Raw genomic sequence first — 14,903 nt, forward strand, 5'->3', positions numbered from 1 at the left:
CCGCTGTCCCACCCCCGCGAGGCAGCCGCGAGGCACTCCCGAATCGGCTCGAACAGTCATTCCTGTACGAGGCCGGCGGGCCGGGTGAGGGATGCCGGCTGCCGCAGGACATGGGGCGCATCGGCCGGGAGGAACTCCGAGCGACTGGATCGGGGCCCCGGACATGCGGCCGCCACTCTGCCGCGAGCGGCCGTCGCGGCCATGGGGCCGGCGGGCAGGGGTGCGGTACATGACCGCCGTCACATGGAGAATGCCGGGCAGCAGAGCCCCGGCACCCGTCCGCCGCCGAGTCGGCTCCCTCGGCGCGTCGGCAACGGAACCTTGCCGGTCACGGCAGTCATGAAGGTCCTGGTGGACATGGGTCCGGCGATGCCGTGGCCGCCCCGACACGCACGGTTACCGGCTCGGCGGTGGGTAAGGAAAAGGCCGCCCTCCCATGGATGAGAGAACGGCCTCCGACGTGCCCAATGCACAGTCGGGACGACAGGATTTGAACCTGCGACCCCTTGACCCCCAGTCAAGTGCGCTACCAAGCTGCGCCACGTCCCGATGCCCGCCTGACCTGGGGTTTCCCCTGGCCGAACGCGCATGAGAACAATACCGCACTTGGACGGGTGGTCACGAACGCCTTTCTCGCAACTTGACCTCAACCGAGCTTGATGTTCAACGCTGGGTTCATGACGAACACGACTGCCGTGCCAACGGGCGGCTACCGCGACATGAACCGGCTGATGAGCCTGATGACGGGGGACGAGAAGCACGGTCCCGCCGCGACCTCCACGCTGGACGCCCTCTGGGTGCTGTACGGCCGGGTGCTGCGGGTGGCACCCGGCACCGTCGACGCGCCCGGCCGCGACCGGTTCCTGCTGTCCAAGGGGCATGGCCCGATGGCGTACTACGCGGTCCTGGCCGCCCACGGCTTCTTCGCCGAGGAACTGCTGTCGGGGTTCGGGGCGTACGACTCCCCGCTCGGGCACCACCCGGACCGGACGCTGGTGCCGGGGGTCGAGATCGGCAGCGGCTCACTGGGGCACGGACTGCCGTTGGCCGTAGGGAGCGTGCTCGGACTGCGGGCGCGGGGGCTGACCGACCCGAGGGTGTGGGTGCTGATCGGGGACGCCGAGCTGGACGAGGGCAGCAATCACGAGGCGATCGCGTACGCGGGCCCGGCCGGGCTGGAGCAGTTGCACACCGTGGTGATCGACAACGCGTCGGCTTCCTACGGCCGGCCCGGCGGGATCGCGGCCCGGTTCGAGGCCGCCGGCTGGTCGGTCGACTCCGTCGACGGACGGGACCACGAGGCGCTGTACGCGGCCTTCACCGCGCCGCACCCCGGGCACCCGCGAGCCGTGGTCGCACGCGTCGACCCCAAGTACTGAAGCCACCGGACAGGGCCCCGGGACGCGAAGACAACGAAACGGAGAGGGACACTTCACATGGACACGATGCGTGACCGATTCATCTCGACCACCTCGCACCTGCTGGACGAGGAACCCCGCCTCGCGCTGGTGCTGGCCGAGATCAGCCGGGACGGATTCGAGCGGGCCGAGCGGGCCCATCCGGACCGGGTCATCAATGTGGGCATCAGGGAACAGCTGCTGATCGGGGCGGGCGCCGGGATGGCACTCGCCGGACTGCGGCCGATCGTGCACACCTTCGCCAGCTTTCTGGTGGAGCGGCCGTTCGAGCAGGTCAAGCTGGACTTCGGCCATCAAGGGGTGGGTGGGGTGCTGGTGAGCGCCGGGGGCTCGTACGACTGGCCGGCCGGCGGTTTCACCCATATGTCGCCGGGCGATGTCGCCCTCATGGACACCCTCGACGACTGGACGATCCATGTGCCGGGCCATCCCGACGAGGCCGAGGAACTGCTGCGGCAAGCCGCGGCCGGGGAGGGCCGGGTGTATGTACGGCTGTCGCTCCAGTCGAACGGCCGGGCGAGGCCGGTCGGCGCCGGGGCCGGGTTCACCTCGGTGCGCGAGGGGACGGGCGGGGTGGTGATCGCGGTCGGACCGATGCTCGACAACGTCCTCGCAGCGACCGACGGCCTCGACGTGACCGTGCTGTACGCGACGACGGTGCGCCCGTTCGACCGGGCCGGGCTGCGGAGAGCGGTCGGCGGCCAGGGGTCCGCCGATGTGGTGATCGTCGAGCCCTATCTGGCAGGCACGTCCACGGCCGCCGCCAATGACGCGCTCGCCGAGCAGCCGCACCGGGTGCTGGGGCTCGGGGTGGGGCGGGCGGAGCTGCGCAGGTACGGGCAGATGGACGAGCACCTCGCCGCCCACGGGCTGGATCCTCGGGGGCTGCGGGAGCGAATCGGCGCGTTCCTCCGTCACTGAACGGGGCGGGAACCCCTGGACAGCGGGTGCCCTCGGGAGCGGTGGCCCCGGACCAGGGGATCCCTCGGGCCGCGGGATCCCTCGGGAGCAGCGGCCCACAACGGGAACCCCCGGACCGCGGGCGACCGCTCTCCCCCCGCAGCGCCGGGAGCACGCGGGTCACCCCGAGGTCACGGAGCGGGCTTCCGGCCCATGGGCGCCGTCACAACCTGATCCCGCGCTGAACGATGCCCTCCAGAAGGCGCTTTCCGCATCCCGCGGTCGGCAGCAGCCGCACAGGGAGCGCCCATGAGCCGTCGAGCGGCATGCGACCTGCCACGGCTGCCCTCCGGCACGCGCGCGGGTCCGCCGGGTGCGTGACGTGACCACGGCCCACCCCGTCCTGCCTTCCGGCACGCGCGGGACCGCCGGAGGCCGGGCGGGCCGGTCGACCGGCCGGGGCAGGGCGTCCGTGGGACTCAGACCGAGCGGGCGGCCAGCAGCTCCCGGTACCAGGCGAGCGTCGAATCCACCGTGGCGGCAAGGGGGTTGGGGACGAGTCCGTACGCCCGCCCGATGGCCGAGGAGTCGACGATCTGCGCCTCCGTGTGCTGATAGAACATCTCGGCGTACTCCGCCATGAAGACCTCGTCGAAGGGGCCGAAGGGGCGCGGTTCACCGACGGCCACGATGTTCAGGGGGCGGCCGGCACCTTCCTCGATCATTCCAAGGATTTGACGGGTGGTCAGCGCCGGGGCGGTGGGCAGGTGCCAGACCCGGCCGTCACCGTCCGGGTTCTCTCCCAGTGTGGCGAGCCCGGCCGCGACATCACCGATGTACGTATAGCTGTGCGGCAGGTCGATGTCACCGAGAGCCGGGACCTCTCCCCCGGTCAGCGCGGCCGGGAAAACGGCGCCCCCGAGCGTGGAGTTGAGGACACCGGGTCCGACGAAGTCGGCAGACCGGCCGAGGACGACGCGGAGCCGGCCCTCCTTGTGCGCGGCGAGGTAGCGGGCGTCCAGCTCGGCGCGCATCCTGCCCTTGCGGGTGGTCGCGTTCCACGGGGTGTCCTCGGTCATGACCGCGCCGCGCGTCTCGCCGTACGGGTAGAGCGTGTCGAGCACGACGAGCCGGGCTCCGACCGCTTCGGACGCCGCGAGAACCGCCTCCTGGATCCGCGGCATGACCTCGACCTGGAGGTGGTAGCCGACGTTGACGCAGTGGTACACGACGGCGGCACCGTCCGCCGCCGACCGGGCGCCCTCCTCGGTCGACACATCGGCGGCGGACCGCTCGACGCCCTCGATCGCGGGCCCGTCGCCCGCGCGGTCGACGAGCCGGACCGGATGGCCGCGGCGGGCCAGCTCGACGGCGAGCGCGGTGCCGGCCGGACCGGCACCGAGAACGACCTGGAGATTACGTATTGCGGTCATCACATACCCCTTTTGATCGGCTCCTGACCGGACTCTTGTCCGGCTTGGCGAGTTACTTATCCTTGCGTTGGTTATGGACCATAACTTTCGTGAAGGACCTTCGCAAGGGTCGCTGTTAGACTCCGTAACAGAAGTGAGCATGCCTAGCGAAGGGGAGCCGGTGATGGTCCGAGCCCAGCAGGGGCCCCGCGCCCGGTACCGGGAACAGACCCGGTCGGAGATCAAGGACGTCGCACTTCAGCAGCTCGCGGAGGGCGGGGTCGGGGCACTGGCGCTGACCCGTATCGCCAAGGAGATGGGGCTCTCGGGACCGGCTCTCTACCGCTACTTCGCCAGCCGCGACGATCTGCTGAGCGCCCTGATCCGCGATGCGTACGACGATGCGGCGACGGCGATGGCCGAAGCGGCGAGCGGCGCGGCGGCCGCTTCTCGGAACCCGCGCGCGCAACTGCACGCCCTGGCGGATGGCTACCGGGCCTGGGCGGTGGCGGAGCCGCACCGCTATCTGCTGGTCCAGGGCGCACCCGTGCCGGGCTACGTCGCTCCGGACGACACCCTGGACCGGGCGCGCGCCGTCCTCGGACCGTTCCTCCCGGTCTTCGCGGACGGGACACCCGGGGCCGGGGTCGCCCCGGTGGTGGCGGAGATGGCGGCGTGGCTGGGTGAGGACGAGGCCGTCGGCACGTGGGTGGCCGGGTACGCGCCGCCTGCCGCCGGGGAACCCGACGACGCCGGACGACCGGCCCGGGCGCTGGCGGGTGCGGTGCTGGCGTGGGCGCAGCTGCACGGTTCGGCGGGGCTGGAGGCCGCGGGGCAGTTCGCCGGAATGGGGCACAGCGGCGTCACGTTGCTGGGCGCGCAGACGGAGATGCTCGCGGACGCCTTCGGGCTGAAGTGAGTGGCGGGCCGTCGGACGGCGGTGCGCCGGCGGCGCCGCGCGAGGAGGGTCCGCCGGTGCCGGAGGACGTTTCACTCGCGGGCTTCGACGGCGTCCCGCGCTGGTACGGGAGTGTCACCGCCCCTCCGCACGGTGGCGCTGCCGCCGGCCCCGACGGGCGAGGACGTGATCGCGCGGTGCTGCGGGAGCGGGCGGTGGGCCCGCGTCGTTCGGGTGGCGGGCTCAATGGTGGTGCGGGCGGGCACGGAAGCGCCGCCGGTCGGGTGACCGGCGGCGCCGGGGGGCCGGGGTGAGCGGCCCGGCGGTGGGGAGCGACCGCTACGGGTGGACGAGCACCTGGGAGAGCGCCACGCGTCCCGTGCCGGAGGCCACGATCTTCACGGTGCGGGTCCGGCTGTCCAGGTTCAGGACGGTCGGGCGCAGTGCCTTTCCGCTGACGTGGACCGTCCCGTCGTCCGTGACGACATCGAAGTCGGCCGTCGTGGAGGAGGAGTTGTTCCAGATCTCGACCTGACGGATGTGCCGTTCGCCGCCCAGGTCGACCTGCCACCAGGCGCCCGCCTCGGACAGCGTGCGGGTGTCCGTGTTGGTGTCGGCGTCCAGCGCGAGCGCAGCGGCCGCCGTGCCCTCGGTGGAGGACTGGGTGGCCGTGCCGGTGCGGGCCAGGTCGGTCCGCAGCTGCTCGACCGGGCCGCCGTGGGCGCCTGCCCGGGCGGCGAAGGTGAGCGCTTCGGCCGGCAGCCGGTCCAGGCCGGTGAGGTTGTCCGTCATGACCGAGCCGCTGCCCCCGAGCGCGGGCGCGGCGGTGTCGGTCCAGTTGCCCCGGGCGGTGTTCTGGATCCCGTAATCCGCCCAGTTGGACACCCACTTGTAGCCGATGCGGGTGATGACATTCTTCTCGACGACGATGTGCGAGGACTGTTCGTCGAGGTAGATGCCGTTGCCGTCGCGCTCGGTGTTGCCGAAGGCGGAGCGGTTGATGTAGTTGCCGGAGACGACCGTGCCCGGCTGCGCGCCCTGGGTGTAGATCGCTCCCCCGTCGTGCTGCTCTTGTGCGACCTCCATGACGTCGGTGATCCGGTTGTTCGTCACCTTGTTGTCGCGCAGGACGGACTTCTGGGCCTCGGGCTGGTTCCAGCCCCAGCCGACCGAGATCCCGGAGTACGGGAGGTGGTCCAGGCTGTTGTGGTCGACGGTCAACTCTGCCTCGTATCCGGCCCAGATGCCCACCGAGTCGGTGTACTCGACGCCGGAGCGGGTGATGGTGTTGTACGCGACGGTGTTCCGCTCCCCCGCGAGCGCCGCCGACGGCATGGGCTCGGTGTCGCCCACGTAGACGGCGCCGGAGGACAGGTCGGTGAAGGAGGAGCGGGTCACCGAGCTGTCCTTGGTGCCCGCTTCGAGGATCGCGCCCGCCCCGCCGAGCCGGCTGAACCGGGCGTTCTCGATGCTGACGCGCTGTCCGCCGCGGACGGTCACCGCGGCGGCCGGCTTGGTGTAGAAACGGCCCGCGTGGTCGACGGGGCCGGTGGCTCCGGTCAGGGTGAGACCGGCCTGCATGCCCGCGTAGCCCTCGTCGGTGCCGGGCCGGCCGTATGCCGCGTACGCGAAGCCGATCCCGCTGACGGTGACATCGTGGGCGCCGTCGACGACGAGCAGCTGTTCGGTGTGCGGGGTGACGGCCCGCGCGTGGCGCATGTTCTCGCCCTTGCGCGGCAGGTAGGTGACGGCGCGGTCCTTCGAGTTCCAGACGAACTCACCCGGCTGGTCCAGGAGTTCGGGGGCGTTCTCGAAGAAGGCGACGCCGCTGTAGCGGGTGGAGTCGACCGCGGTGGAGTCCCAGGCGGGTCCGGTGCGGTCGGTGCCGCTCGCCGAGTTGGTCCAGCAGGGCTGGGCGAAGGTCATGACATCGCCGTTCACGCCCGTGATCCGGCAGTGGTAGTTGCGCCAGCGGACCCGGATGACGGCTTCGGCGTCGGTGGGGCGCCGCCACTGGGCGATGCCCGTGGCGACCGCGCCGGTCATGCCGGTCTTCGTGGCGTCGCAGGTGCTCGCCGCGCAGGCCTCGCCGCGGGCACGGGTCGCGCGCCTGCCGTCGACGAAGAGCTGGCGGGGGTCGACGCCTGCCGGGACGTCCGCGGTCCAGGTGCCGTCGGTGTTCTGCCGCCAGCCGGTGATGTCCCGTCCGCCGGAGAGGACGGGGCGGGCGCCGGGGGCCGCGGTCCAGGTGACGTTGTGGCCGTTCTTCCCGGAGTCTGCGGCGCCGAGCCTGAGGGGGTCGTCGAGCTCGTACGTACCGTTCTTCAGCAGGACGCGGACGTCGCGACCGGTCTCGGTGCGGGCCCGGTCGCGGGCGCCCTCGGGGCTGCAGGGGCGGGCGACCGTGCAGGACGCGCCCCGGCCGTCCGGGGCCGCGTACAGGGTGCGGGCGCCGGGTGCGGCGTGGGCGGCCGGGGCCGCGAGGAGGGCAGCCAGGAAGGTTGCGGTGGCGACAGCGGCGGTTCCTCGTACGGCGTTCGGGGGGCGGCGGTTCACGCGGACGCCTTCCAGTCGGGGTGGCCGGGCATGGGCGGGTTCACGGCTCCGAAGAGCCAGTCGCGCAGGAACGGGTCGAGGGACGGGTCGCCGGTGACGTCGACGGTGTGCCGGATGAACGCCTCGCTGGTGTACGTGGAGTCCTTGAAGCGCTTCACCCACTCACGCATGACCCGGTCGAACCTCCGCCGGCCGATCTGCAGGCTGAGCGCGTACAGGACGAGGGCACCGCCGTCGTAGATGTTGGTGCCGCCGAGCGCCTTGGGCCGTCCGGGCGGGCCGTCGGCGGCGCGGACCGCGTCGAGCTTCTCGTACGTCGCCTTCATCTTGTCCTCGAAGACCGACCAGCCGCGCTCCTCGCCGTACAGACCGGCGTAGTACACGGCGGGGCCCTCGTTGAGCCAGGCCTGCTGCCAGTCGTCCGGGGTGACGGAGTCGCCGAACCACTGGTGGACCAGTTCGTGGACCATCGTGGTCTCGTAGCCGGGCCGGCCGTTGGCGTTGGGCTTGAACCAGTTGGTGGAGAACAGGGAGAGGGTCTGGTTCTCCAGGGCGTCGGTGTAGCCGTCGTAGATGTGGACGCCGTAGACGGAGAACGGGTAGCGGCCGAACTTCGCCTCCAGCCAGGCCAGATGGTCCGCGGTGCGGGCGACTACGGGTGCGTACGTGTCCTCCTGGCCCTGCGGGACGATGTGCCGCAGCGGCAGTCCGCGGTGACTGGTGCCGTACAGATAGGTGCCCTTGACGACGGCGATGCCGATGAGTTCGGTCGCCATGCGCTCGCGCAGGGCGAAGTGCCAGACGGTGGAGCCGTCGGCGCGCGGGGTCTTGCGGAGCAGTTCGCCGTTGGCGGCGGCGACGTAGCCCTGCGGGGCGCTGATGTGGAAGGTCCACGTCGCCTTGTCCGACGGGGTGTCGTTGCAGGGCAGGAAGGTGTCGGCGCGGGAGGACTGGGCGGCGGAGGCGAAGCCGCCGTCGGTGCCGAACTTCCAGCCGCTCAGGCCGAGTCGGGGCGCCTTGCCGTTGCCCCGGTAGCGGACCTCGGCGGTGAACGCCTGCCCGTTGTGGAGCGGGCGGGCGGGGGTGACGGTGAACTCCTGGCCGCTCTGGCCGGGCGAGAGCTCCCAGGCCGCCGGGCGGCCGGCGACGGTGACGGAGTCGATGGTGTGGCCGTCGGTGTCCAGGTTGAACGCGGAGAGGTCCTGGGTGGCCTTGGCGTTGATCTTCACGACGGCGGTGAAGTCGTAGGTCACCGGGATGAAGTCGAAGGTCAGGTCGTAGTGGACGACCTGGTAGCCGCCGTTCCCCAGGGTCGGGAAGAGCGGGTCGCCGACGCCGTCGGAGCCGGGCTTCGGATCGAAACCGTGCGGCCGCGCGGAAGCGGGCGCGCCGAGCGCGGGTACGGCGACGGCCGCCGCGACCGCCGCGCCGCCGATTCTGAGTGCCGTGCGTCTCGTGGTCACTTCTTCCCCTTCTGGAAGGCGTCCTCGAATTCGCCGCGGGCCTTCTCGCCGCCCTTGGCCAGGTAGTCCTTGACGAGCTGGTCGTAGGCGGACATGGGCTTGCGGCCCGAGATGATGTCCTTGAGCACGTCCTGCTTGAACGTGTAGAGGCTTCCGGAGCCCTTCGAGTCCCAGGTGGGCGAGGAGAACTGCAGGGTCGGGTCCTGCTCCATGATCGGGATCATCCTGGTGAAGGCGTCGTGGACGTGGCGGACGCCCTGCTCCGAGTCGGCGCTGAAGATGGCCGGTACGGCGGAGGCCATGAACTTCCAGGGCACGGTGACGTCCTGGGTGCCCTGCTTGGTGAGGGCCGGGTTGCCCTTGGCGTCACGGGTGAAGTCCTTGCCCTCGACGCCGTAGTTGATCAGCGTGTACTCCTGGCTGCCGAACGGTGAGGCGGCGAAGTCTGCGAGCGCCAGGATCTCCTTGACCCGGTCCCCGGACGCCTTCTTCACATGGGTGTTCTCCAGCTTGACGTTGTCCATCCAGGCGATGGCGTCCTTGCCGACCGGGACGAACGGGCGCGGGTCGTACTTCTTGTCGATCGCCTTCATGGCGGCGATGTATCCGACGCCGGGTGCCAGGTAGGTGGGCATGCCGTCGTAGACGTAGGCACCCTTGCCGTTCTTGAACATGTCCGTGTACTGGGCCTTCTGCGCCCCGGACATCTGCAGGGTGCCCGGATAGAAGCAGCCCGCCTTGTAGAGCCCGCGCGCGGTCTCCACGGCCTTGCGGAACTCCGGCGTCTCCAGGTCGGTGGTGAACTTGCCCGTCTTGGCGTCGAGCCGCCAGTAGTAGGGCGCGCCCGCGGACATCGCCAGCATGGTGGTGGCACCCGCGATGATGGCGTACCGGTCCTTCTTGGGCCGGGTCAGCTCCTTGCACACCTCGACGAACCGGTCGAGGTCGGTGATCTGGTCGAGGCTCGTGACGCCGACCTCTTCGAACAGGTCGTGCCGGTAGAAGCCGGCGCCCCCGGTGCCGGTGCGGGCGATCGGGATGCCGTACAGCTTTCCGCCGAAGATGGCGGCCTGCCAGGCACCCTTCGGTATCGCGGCGAGGTTGGGATAGTCCTTGACCTTGTCCCCCGCGAGGTACGGGGTCAGGTCGGCGCACTTGGCCTGGAGGAAGGCCGCCTTGTTGTCGACGCCTCCGACCTCGGGGTACATGAAGAGATCGGGCAGGCTGTCGCTGGCGAGCATGGTGGAGAACTTGGTGCCGTAGTCGTCGGCGGGGACGGCGGTGATGTCCACCTGGGCGCCGAGGAGCTTCTCGATCTCCTGCCACGCGGCGTTCTTGCCACGGGCGGGCGGCGGCGGGGAGAAGGTCTCCATCGTCGCGCTGATCGGCTTCGCCCCCTTGAGCGGGGTGCTCTTCGTGGCCCGCAGCGGCTTGGCCGGGTAGCTGAAGAAGCCCTGCGGAACACCGGCGGCAGTGCCTGCCAGGTCGGGCTTGAGGCCGATGTTGCGGACGGCGGTGTCCGGGAGCAGCGAGGCGCTCTTGGCTTCCGCCTTCGCGGTCGTGCCGCCGTCGCCGCAGGCGGCGAGCAGCGGGGCGGCGGCCAGTCCGAGGCCGACGCCCGCACCCATGCGGAACAGTGCTCTGCGGTTGATGGGGGTGGAGCTCGACACCTGAATCTCCTTGAGAGAGGGAAGGGAAGGAGTGGGGGGAGGTGGCCGCGCTCAGCCCTTGACGGCGCCTGTGAGCACGCCCTTGGTGAAGTAGCGCTGGAGGAACGGGTAGACGCAGAGGATCGGTACGACGGCGATCACCAGGACGGCCATCTGCACGGCCTGCTGCGGGGCGAGTGCCTCGCCGGCCGAGGCGGCGTTCAGGCTCTGGCCCTGGAGGACGTAGGTGCGCAGCACCATCGGCAGCGGCCATTTGTCGGAGTCGTTGAGGTACAGGAGCGAGTTGAAGAAGGCGTTCCAGTACGTCACCGCGTAGAAGAGGCTGATCACGGCGAGGACGGCCTTGGACAGCGGCAGGACGATCCGCACCAGGATGCGGAAGTCGCCGGCCCCGTCGACCTTCGCGGCGTCGTACAGCTCATCCGGCAGGTTCATGAAGAAGGACCGCAGGACTACCAGGTTGAAGGCGCTGACCAGGGTGGGCATGACGAGCGCCGCGTAGGTGTCGTACAGGCCGAGTCCCTTGACCAGCAGGAAGTTCGGGATGATGCCCGCGTTGAAGAGCATCGTGAACAGGGCTGTCATCAGGATGAAACGGGATCCGGTGACGTCGCGGCGGGAGAGTCCGTACGCCATGCCGACGGTGACGAGCAGGCTGGCGAGAGTGCCGACGACGGTGATGCCGACGGAGACGATCAGCGCGCGGGTGACGACTCCGCCGGTGAAGATGGTGCGGTACGCGTCCAGGGTGGGGTGTTCGGGCCACAGGACGAGACCCGAGCTCTTGATGATGTCGGTCTGCGACGCGAAGCTCGTGCCGATGACGCCGACCAGCGGGTAGGCGACGGCGAGGACGACCACGACGACGGCGACCGCCTTGGCGATCTGCCCGACGCGGGTCGGCCGCTCCATCCACGGGGGCCGGCCGTCGGATTTCCGGACGGTGACGGGCGCGGGCGCCGGTGCGGTGGATTCGCTCGTGGCGCGCGTCTTCTCAGCGGTCAGCACCGCGGTACACCCCTTCGTGGCCGAGTCGGTGGGCGAACTTGTTCGCGCCCAGGACGAGTGCGGTACCGATGACCGCCTTGACGAGTCCGACGGCGGCGGCGACGCCCCAGTCGTTGTCCTTGATGCCGTGGTAGTAGACGTAGGTGTCCAGGACCTCACCGGCGTCCGGGCCGACCGCGTCGCGCTGGAGCAGGATCTGCTCGAAACCGACGGACAGGATCTGCCCGAGGTTGAGGATCAGCAGCAGGATGAGTACGGGGGCGATGCCCGGCAGGGTCACGTGCCAGAGGCGGCGGCGCGGGCCCGCGCCGTCGATCGCGGCGGCCTCGTACTGCTGCCGGTCGATGTTCAGCAGAGCGGCGAGGATGATGATCGTGCCCCAGCCGGCGTCCTTCCAGGCCACCTGGAGGGTCAGCAGCCAGGGGAAGGCGTCGGGGTCGCTCATCATGTCGTAGCGCGGCAGCCCCAGTCCGCCGAGGACGTCGGGCAGGAGACCCGCACCGCCCAGGATCTGCTGGAAGATCGAGACGATGATGACCCAGCCGATGAAGTGCGGCAGATAGACGACGCTCTGTACGAAGCGCCTGATCCGGTCACTGGCGATGCTGTTGAGCAGCAGGGCCAGGGCGATCGGGATCGGGAAGAAGAACACCAGCTGGACGAGGGCGATCTCCAGGGTGTTGAACGTCGCTGACCAGAAGGCCGGCTCACCGAACGCCGCGGAGAAGTTGGCGAACCCCACCCAGACGCTGTGCATGTAGCCGAGGTACGGCTGGTAGTCCTGGAACGCCACCACGTATCCGAGCAGCGGTACGTAATGGAAAACGACAAAGTACAGCAGACCGGGCAGGGTGAGCAGCAGCATCACCCGGTCCCGCTTGATCCGCTGCCGGAGTGTCAGCCGGTGCTGTGCGACGGCGGCCCGGGCGTCGGGCGGGGAAGGTGTTTCGGCCTTCCGCCGTCGCTTCTCCCGTGGCAACGGGGGTGCTGTTTCAGCCATGGTGCGTCCTGTTCGGCTGGGTGGCGCATGGTGGGCCTTCTGGGGCCGCAAGTTAGTAAGCGGTTAACCCAAGCGTCAAGAGATTCTGACGAAAGTCATCGAGACGCGACGCAACCACCGTCGATTCCAGCCCGATGAATCACCAAGAATGCCCCCTAAAAGGACAGTTGAGTCGCCCATGAGCTTGACGGTCGCCCCACATGCTCCCTAGCGTGCCGGTCATTCCATAGAACGCGATTACTATCCGGAGGCAGGGTGCGAACCACCGAAGAGGCACCGGCTCATTCCGGTAGCGATGCTGCGGCACCGCCCCCGCGACGGCCGCGCACAGTTCTGGCCATGAGCCCCGGGCTGCTCGACGACGTCTTTCCGCCACCGGTACGGGCCCGTCTCGAAGAGACCGCCGACCTCCTCACCCCGTCCGTGATCAGCGAGTTCGACTCCCCGGACGCCTCCACCGCACTGGGCACCGCCGAGGTCCTGCTCACCGGCTGGGGCTGCCCGCCCGTCGACGCCGCACTGCTGGACCGGGCACCCGCGCTCCGTGCCGTGATCCACGCGGCCGGCACGGTGAAAACGTTTCTGTCCCCCGCCGCGTTCGACCGCGGGATCGTCGTCTCCTCGGCCGCCGCCGCCAATGCCGTACCCGTCGCCGAGTTCACCCTGGCCGCGATCATCATGGGCGCCAAGCGAGTGTTCCCGCTGGCCGGGCTCTTCCGCACCCGGCGCACCCACCGCACCGGAGCCGACCTGGACCGCCAGCACTGGCTCGGCACGCACGGGCTGACCATCGGCGTCGTCGGGGCCTCCCGGATCGGCCGCCGGGTCATCGAACTGCTGCGGGTCCTCGACGCGGAGGTGCTGCTCTACGACCCCTATGTCGGCGCGGCCGAGGCGGAGCTGCTCGGTGTCACCCCGACCGACCTCGACACCCTGGTGGCGAGCAGCGACGTGGTGACCGTCCACGCCCCCGACACGCCGGAGACCCGGGGGATCATCGACGCCCGGCGGATTGGCCTGATGCGCCCCGGCACCCTGCTCGTCAACACCGCACGCGGGCCCCTGGTGGACACCGAGGCGCTGACCGGGCACCTGGTCAGCGGGCGGCTGGACGCGGTTCTCGATGTGACGTCGCCGGAGCCACTGCCCGACGGCCACCCCCTGTGGGACCTGCCGAACGTCTTCCTCACCCCGCATCTGGCGGGCGCCCAGGGCAACGAGGTGGGACGGCTCGGCGCGCTCGCCGTCGCGGAACTGGCGCGCTACGCACAGGGCGCACCGTTCGACCACCCGGTGCACCGGGTGGACCTGGGGAGGATCGCATGAGGTCCGTCCCGGCGCAGGCTCTAGGCTCGGCGTCACACAACAGCCACCAGGGGGTGAGCCGGATGCCCCGGCAGAGCACAGCCGCGGACGGACAACGGCGCGCGACGGTCACCGATGTCGCGCGGCGGGCGGGCGTCTCGACGGCCACGGTCTCCCGCGTACTGAACCGCAACTACCCGGTCGCCGAGGCGACTCGGGAGCGTGTCGAGACCGCGATGCGCGAACTCGGCTATGTCGTCAACGCCCACGCGCGTGCGCTGGCCGGCGTCTCCAACCGCACCGTCGGCATCATCGTCAACGAGGTCATCGACCCGTTCTACGCGTACATCGCGCGCGGCGTGGAACGGGAGGCGGCGCTGGGCGGACGGCTCTGCCTGGTCTGCTGCACCCAGGGCGACCCGCAGCGGGAGCTGGCCTTCATCGACCTGATGCACGAGCGCAGGGCGGACGCGGTGGTCGTGGTCGGCGGCTCCCTCGCGGACCGCGGGTACACCACGGAACTGGCCCGCCGGGCACGTGAGCTGGACGCCGGCGGATCGAAGCTCGTCCTGTGCGGCAGGCCGCCCCTGGGTGAGCAGGCCCCGACCGCCTCGGTCGAGTACGACAACGAGGGCGGCGCCTTCGCGATCACCGATCACCTGCTGATGCAGGGGCACGAGCGGATCCTCTACCTCGGTGGCCCGCCCAGGCTCTCCACCACCCGCGACCGGCTGGCCGGCCACCAGCGGGCCCTGGAGCTGCGCGGCGTCGCGCCGGACCCCGAACTGGTCCAGCCCGGCGCCTTCAGCCGGAACTTCGGCTATCGGCGGATGTCCGAACTGCTGCGGGACGGGCCGGACTTCACCGCGGTCTTCGCCGCCAACGACATGGTGGCGGCGGGCGCGGCGCAGGCCCTGGAGGAGGCCGGGATCCGGGTGCCGCAGGACGTGTCCCTGGTGGGGTACGACGACATCCCGGTGGCCCAGGAGCTGCGTCCGCGCCTGACCACCGTCCATGTGCCGCTGGAGGAGATGGGGCGCCAGGCGGTACGGCTCGCCGTGACCGGCGGTGACGAGGACGACTGGCGCGAGCCGACGACCGGTGCTCTGCGCCTCGGCACCCACATCGTGGTCCGGGACTCCGTTGCGCCACGGCCCGGTCGTTCCCCCCGCATGTGACCGGTTACTTCCCGCCTGTCCGCAGTTGGCCATAGAAAATAACAGTAAATTCCCGACTCCCCTTGCGGGTCCATAGCAACCGCTTACATGCTGAC

At 70.4% G+C, this 14,903-nt stretch carries 11 protein-coding genes and 1 tRNA gene; 5 read left to right on the forward strand and 7 right to left on the reverse strand.

What is annotated here, in order from left to right; genetic code table 11:
• Window positions 1-475: 475 nt before the first annotated feature.
• Window positions 476-549 (reverse strand) — tRNA-Pro (locus ACIOMQ_RS37050).
• 128 nt (window positions 550-677) lie between these two features.
• On the opposite strand from ACIOMQ_RS37050, the gene ACIOMQ_RS37055 reads away from it, so the two are divergent.
• Both ACIOMQ_RS37055 and ACIOMQ_RS37060 read left to right on the forward strand, forming a co-directional pair.
• On the forward strand, window positions 678-1,379 hold the full coding sequence (locus tag ACIOMQ_RS37055) for a transketolase (RefSeq protein ID WP_362211990.1): 702 nt from the start codon (window positions 678-680) through the stop codon (window positions 1,377-1,379).
• A gap of 57 nt (window positions 1,380-1,436) precedes the next feature.
• Window positions 1,437-2,339: a transketolase gene (locus ACIOMQ_RS37060; protein WP_362211987.1), complete on the forward strand. Its 903-nt coding sequence runs from the start codon at window positions 1,437-1,439 to the stop codon at window positions 2,337-2,339.
• 458 nt (window positions 2,340-2,797) lie between these two features.
• Here the strand turns inward: ACIOMQ_RS37060 and ACIOMQ_RS37065 are convergent, their stop codons facing one another.
• On the reverse strand, window positions 2,798-3,751 hold the full coding sequence (locus ACIOMQ_RS37065) for an NAD-dependent epimerase/dehydratase family protein (RefSeq protein ID WP_401987554.1): 954 nt from the start codon (window positions 3,749-3,751) through the stop codon (window positions 2,798-2,800).
• A 163-nt stretch (window positions 3,752-3,914) separates the two neighbouring features.
• Between ACIOMQ_RS37065 and ACIOMQ_RS37070 the strand changes: the two genes are divergently transcribed.
• Window positions 3,915-4,649 carry a TetR/AcrR family transcriptional regulator gene (locus ACIOMQ_RS37070; RefSeq protein ID WP_402192153.1) on the forward strand — a complete coding sequence of 245 codons (735 nt, stop codon included), beginning with the start codon at window positions 3,915-3,917 and terminating at the stop codon, window positions 4,647-4,649.
• A 318-nt stretch (window positions 4,650-4,967) separates the two neighbouring features.
• Here ACIOMQ_RS37070 and ACIOMQ_RS37075 read toward each other — a convergent pair whose 3' ends face one another.
• The 5 genes from ACIOMQ_RS37075 to ACIOMQ_RS37095 all read right to left on the reverse strand — a co-directional run bounded on the left by ACIOMQ_RS37075 (window position 4,968) and on the right by ACIOMQ_RS37095 (window position 12,325).
• Complete coding sequence (locus ACIOMQ_RS37075) at window positions 4,968-7,184, reverse strand: right-handed parallel beta-helix repeat-containing protein (protein ID WP_401759348.1); 2,217 nt, start codon at window positions 7,182-7,184, stop codon at window positions 4,968-4,970.
• Window positions 7,181-8,647, reverse strand: coding sequence for a M1 family metallopeptidase (locus ACIOMQ_RS37080; protein WP_401267650.1), 1,467 nt, complete (start codon window positions 8,645-8,647; stop codon window positions 7,181-7,183). Before ACIOMQ_RS37080 ends, ACIOMQ_RS37075 begins: the two co-directional genes overlap by 4 nt.
• A complete protein-coding gene (locus tag ACIOMQ_RS37085) occupies window positions 8,644-10,317 on the reverse strand; it encodes a hypothetical protein (protein ID WP_401759352.1) in 1,674 nt (557 codons plus the stop codon). The genes ACIOMQ_RS37080 and ACIOMQ_RS37085 overlap by 4 nt, the downstream gene beginning before the upstream one ends.
• 51 nt (window positions 10,318-10,368) lie before the next feature.
• The gene (locus tag ACIOMQ_RS37090; protein WP_362211999.1) at window positions 10,369-11,229 is read right to left on the reverse strand and encodes a carbohydrate ABC transporter permease; all 861 of its coding nucleotides are present in this window, start codon (window positions 11,227-11,229) and stop codon (window positions 10,369-10,371) included.
• Window positions 11,230-11,311: 82 nt separating this feature from the next.
• Window positions 11,312-12,325: an ABC transporter permease subunit gene (locus ACIOMQ_RS37095; protein ID WP_362211974.1), complete on the reverse strand. Its 1,014-nt coding sequence runs from the start codon at window positions 12,323-12,325 to the stop codon at window positions 11,312-11,314.
• Window positions 12,326-12,664: 339 nt separating this feature from the next.
• Here ACIOMQ_RS37095 and ACIOMQ_RS37100 point away from each other — a divergent pair, with 339 nt between their 5' ends.
• Both ACIOMQ_RS37100 and ACIOMQ_RS37105 read left to right on the forward strand, forming a co-directional pair.
• On the forward strand, window positions 12,665-13,651 hold the full coding sequence (locus ACIOMQ_RS37100) for a hydroxyacid dehydrogenase (RefSeq protein ID WP_401267647.1): 987 nt from the start codon (window positions 12,665-12,667) through the stop codon (window positions 13,649-13,651).
• 62 nt (window positions 13,652-13,713) lie between these two features.
• The gene (locus ACIOMQ_RS37105) at window positions 13,714-14,808 is read left to right on the forward strand and encodes a LacI family DNA-binding transcriptional regulator (protein ID WP_362211969.1); all 1,095 of its coding nucleotides are present in this window, start codon (window positions 13,714-13,716) and stop codon (window positions 14,806-14,808) included.
• Window positions 14,809-14,903 lie beyond the last annotated feature (95 nt).

The sequence above is a fragment of the Streptomyces sp. NPDC087845 genome, assembly GCF_044742755.1.
Classification (GTDB): Bacteria; Actinomycetota; Actinomycetes; order Streptomycetales; family Streptomycetaceae; genus Streptomyces.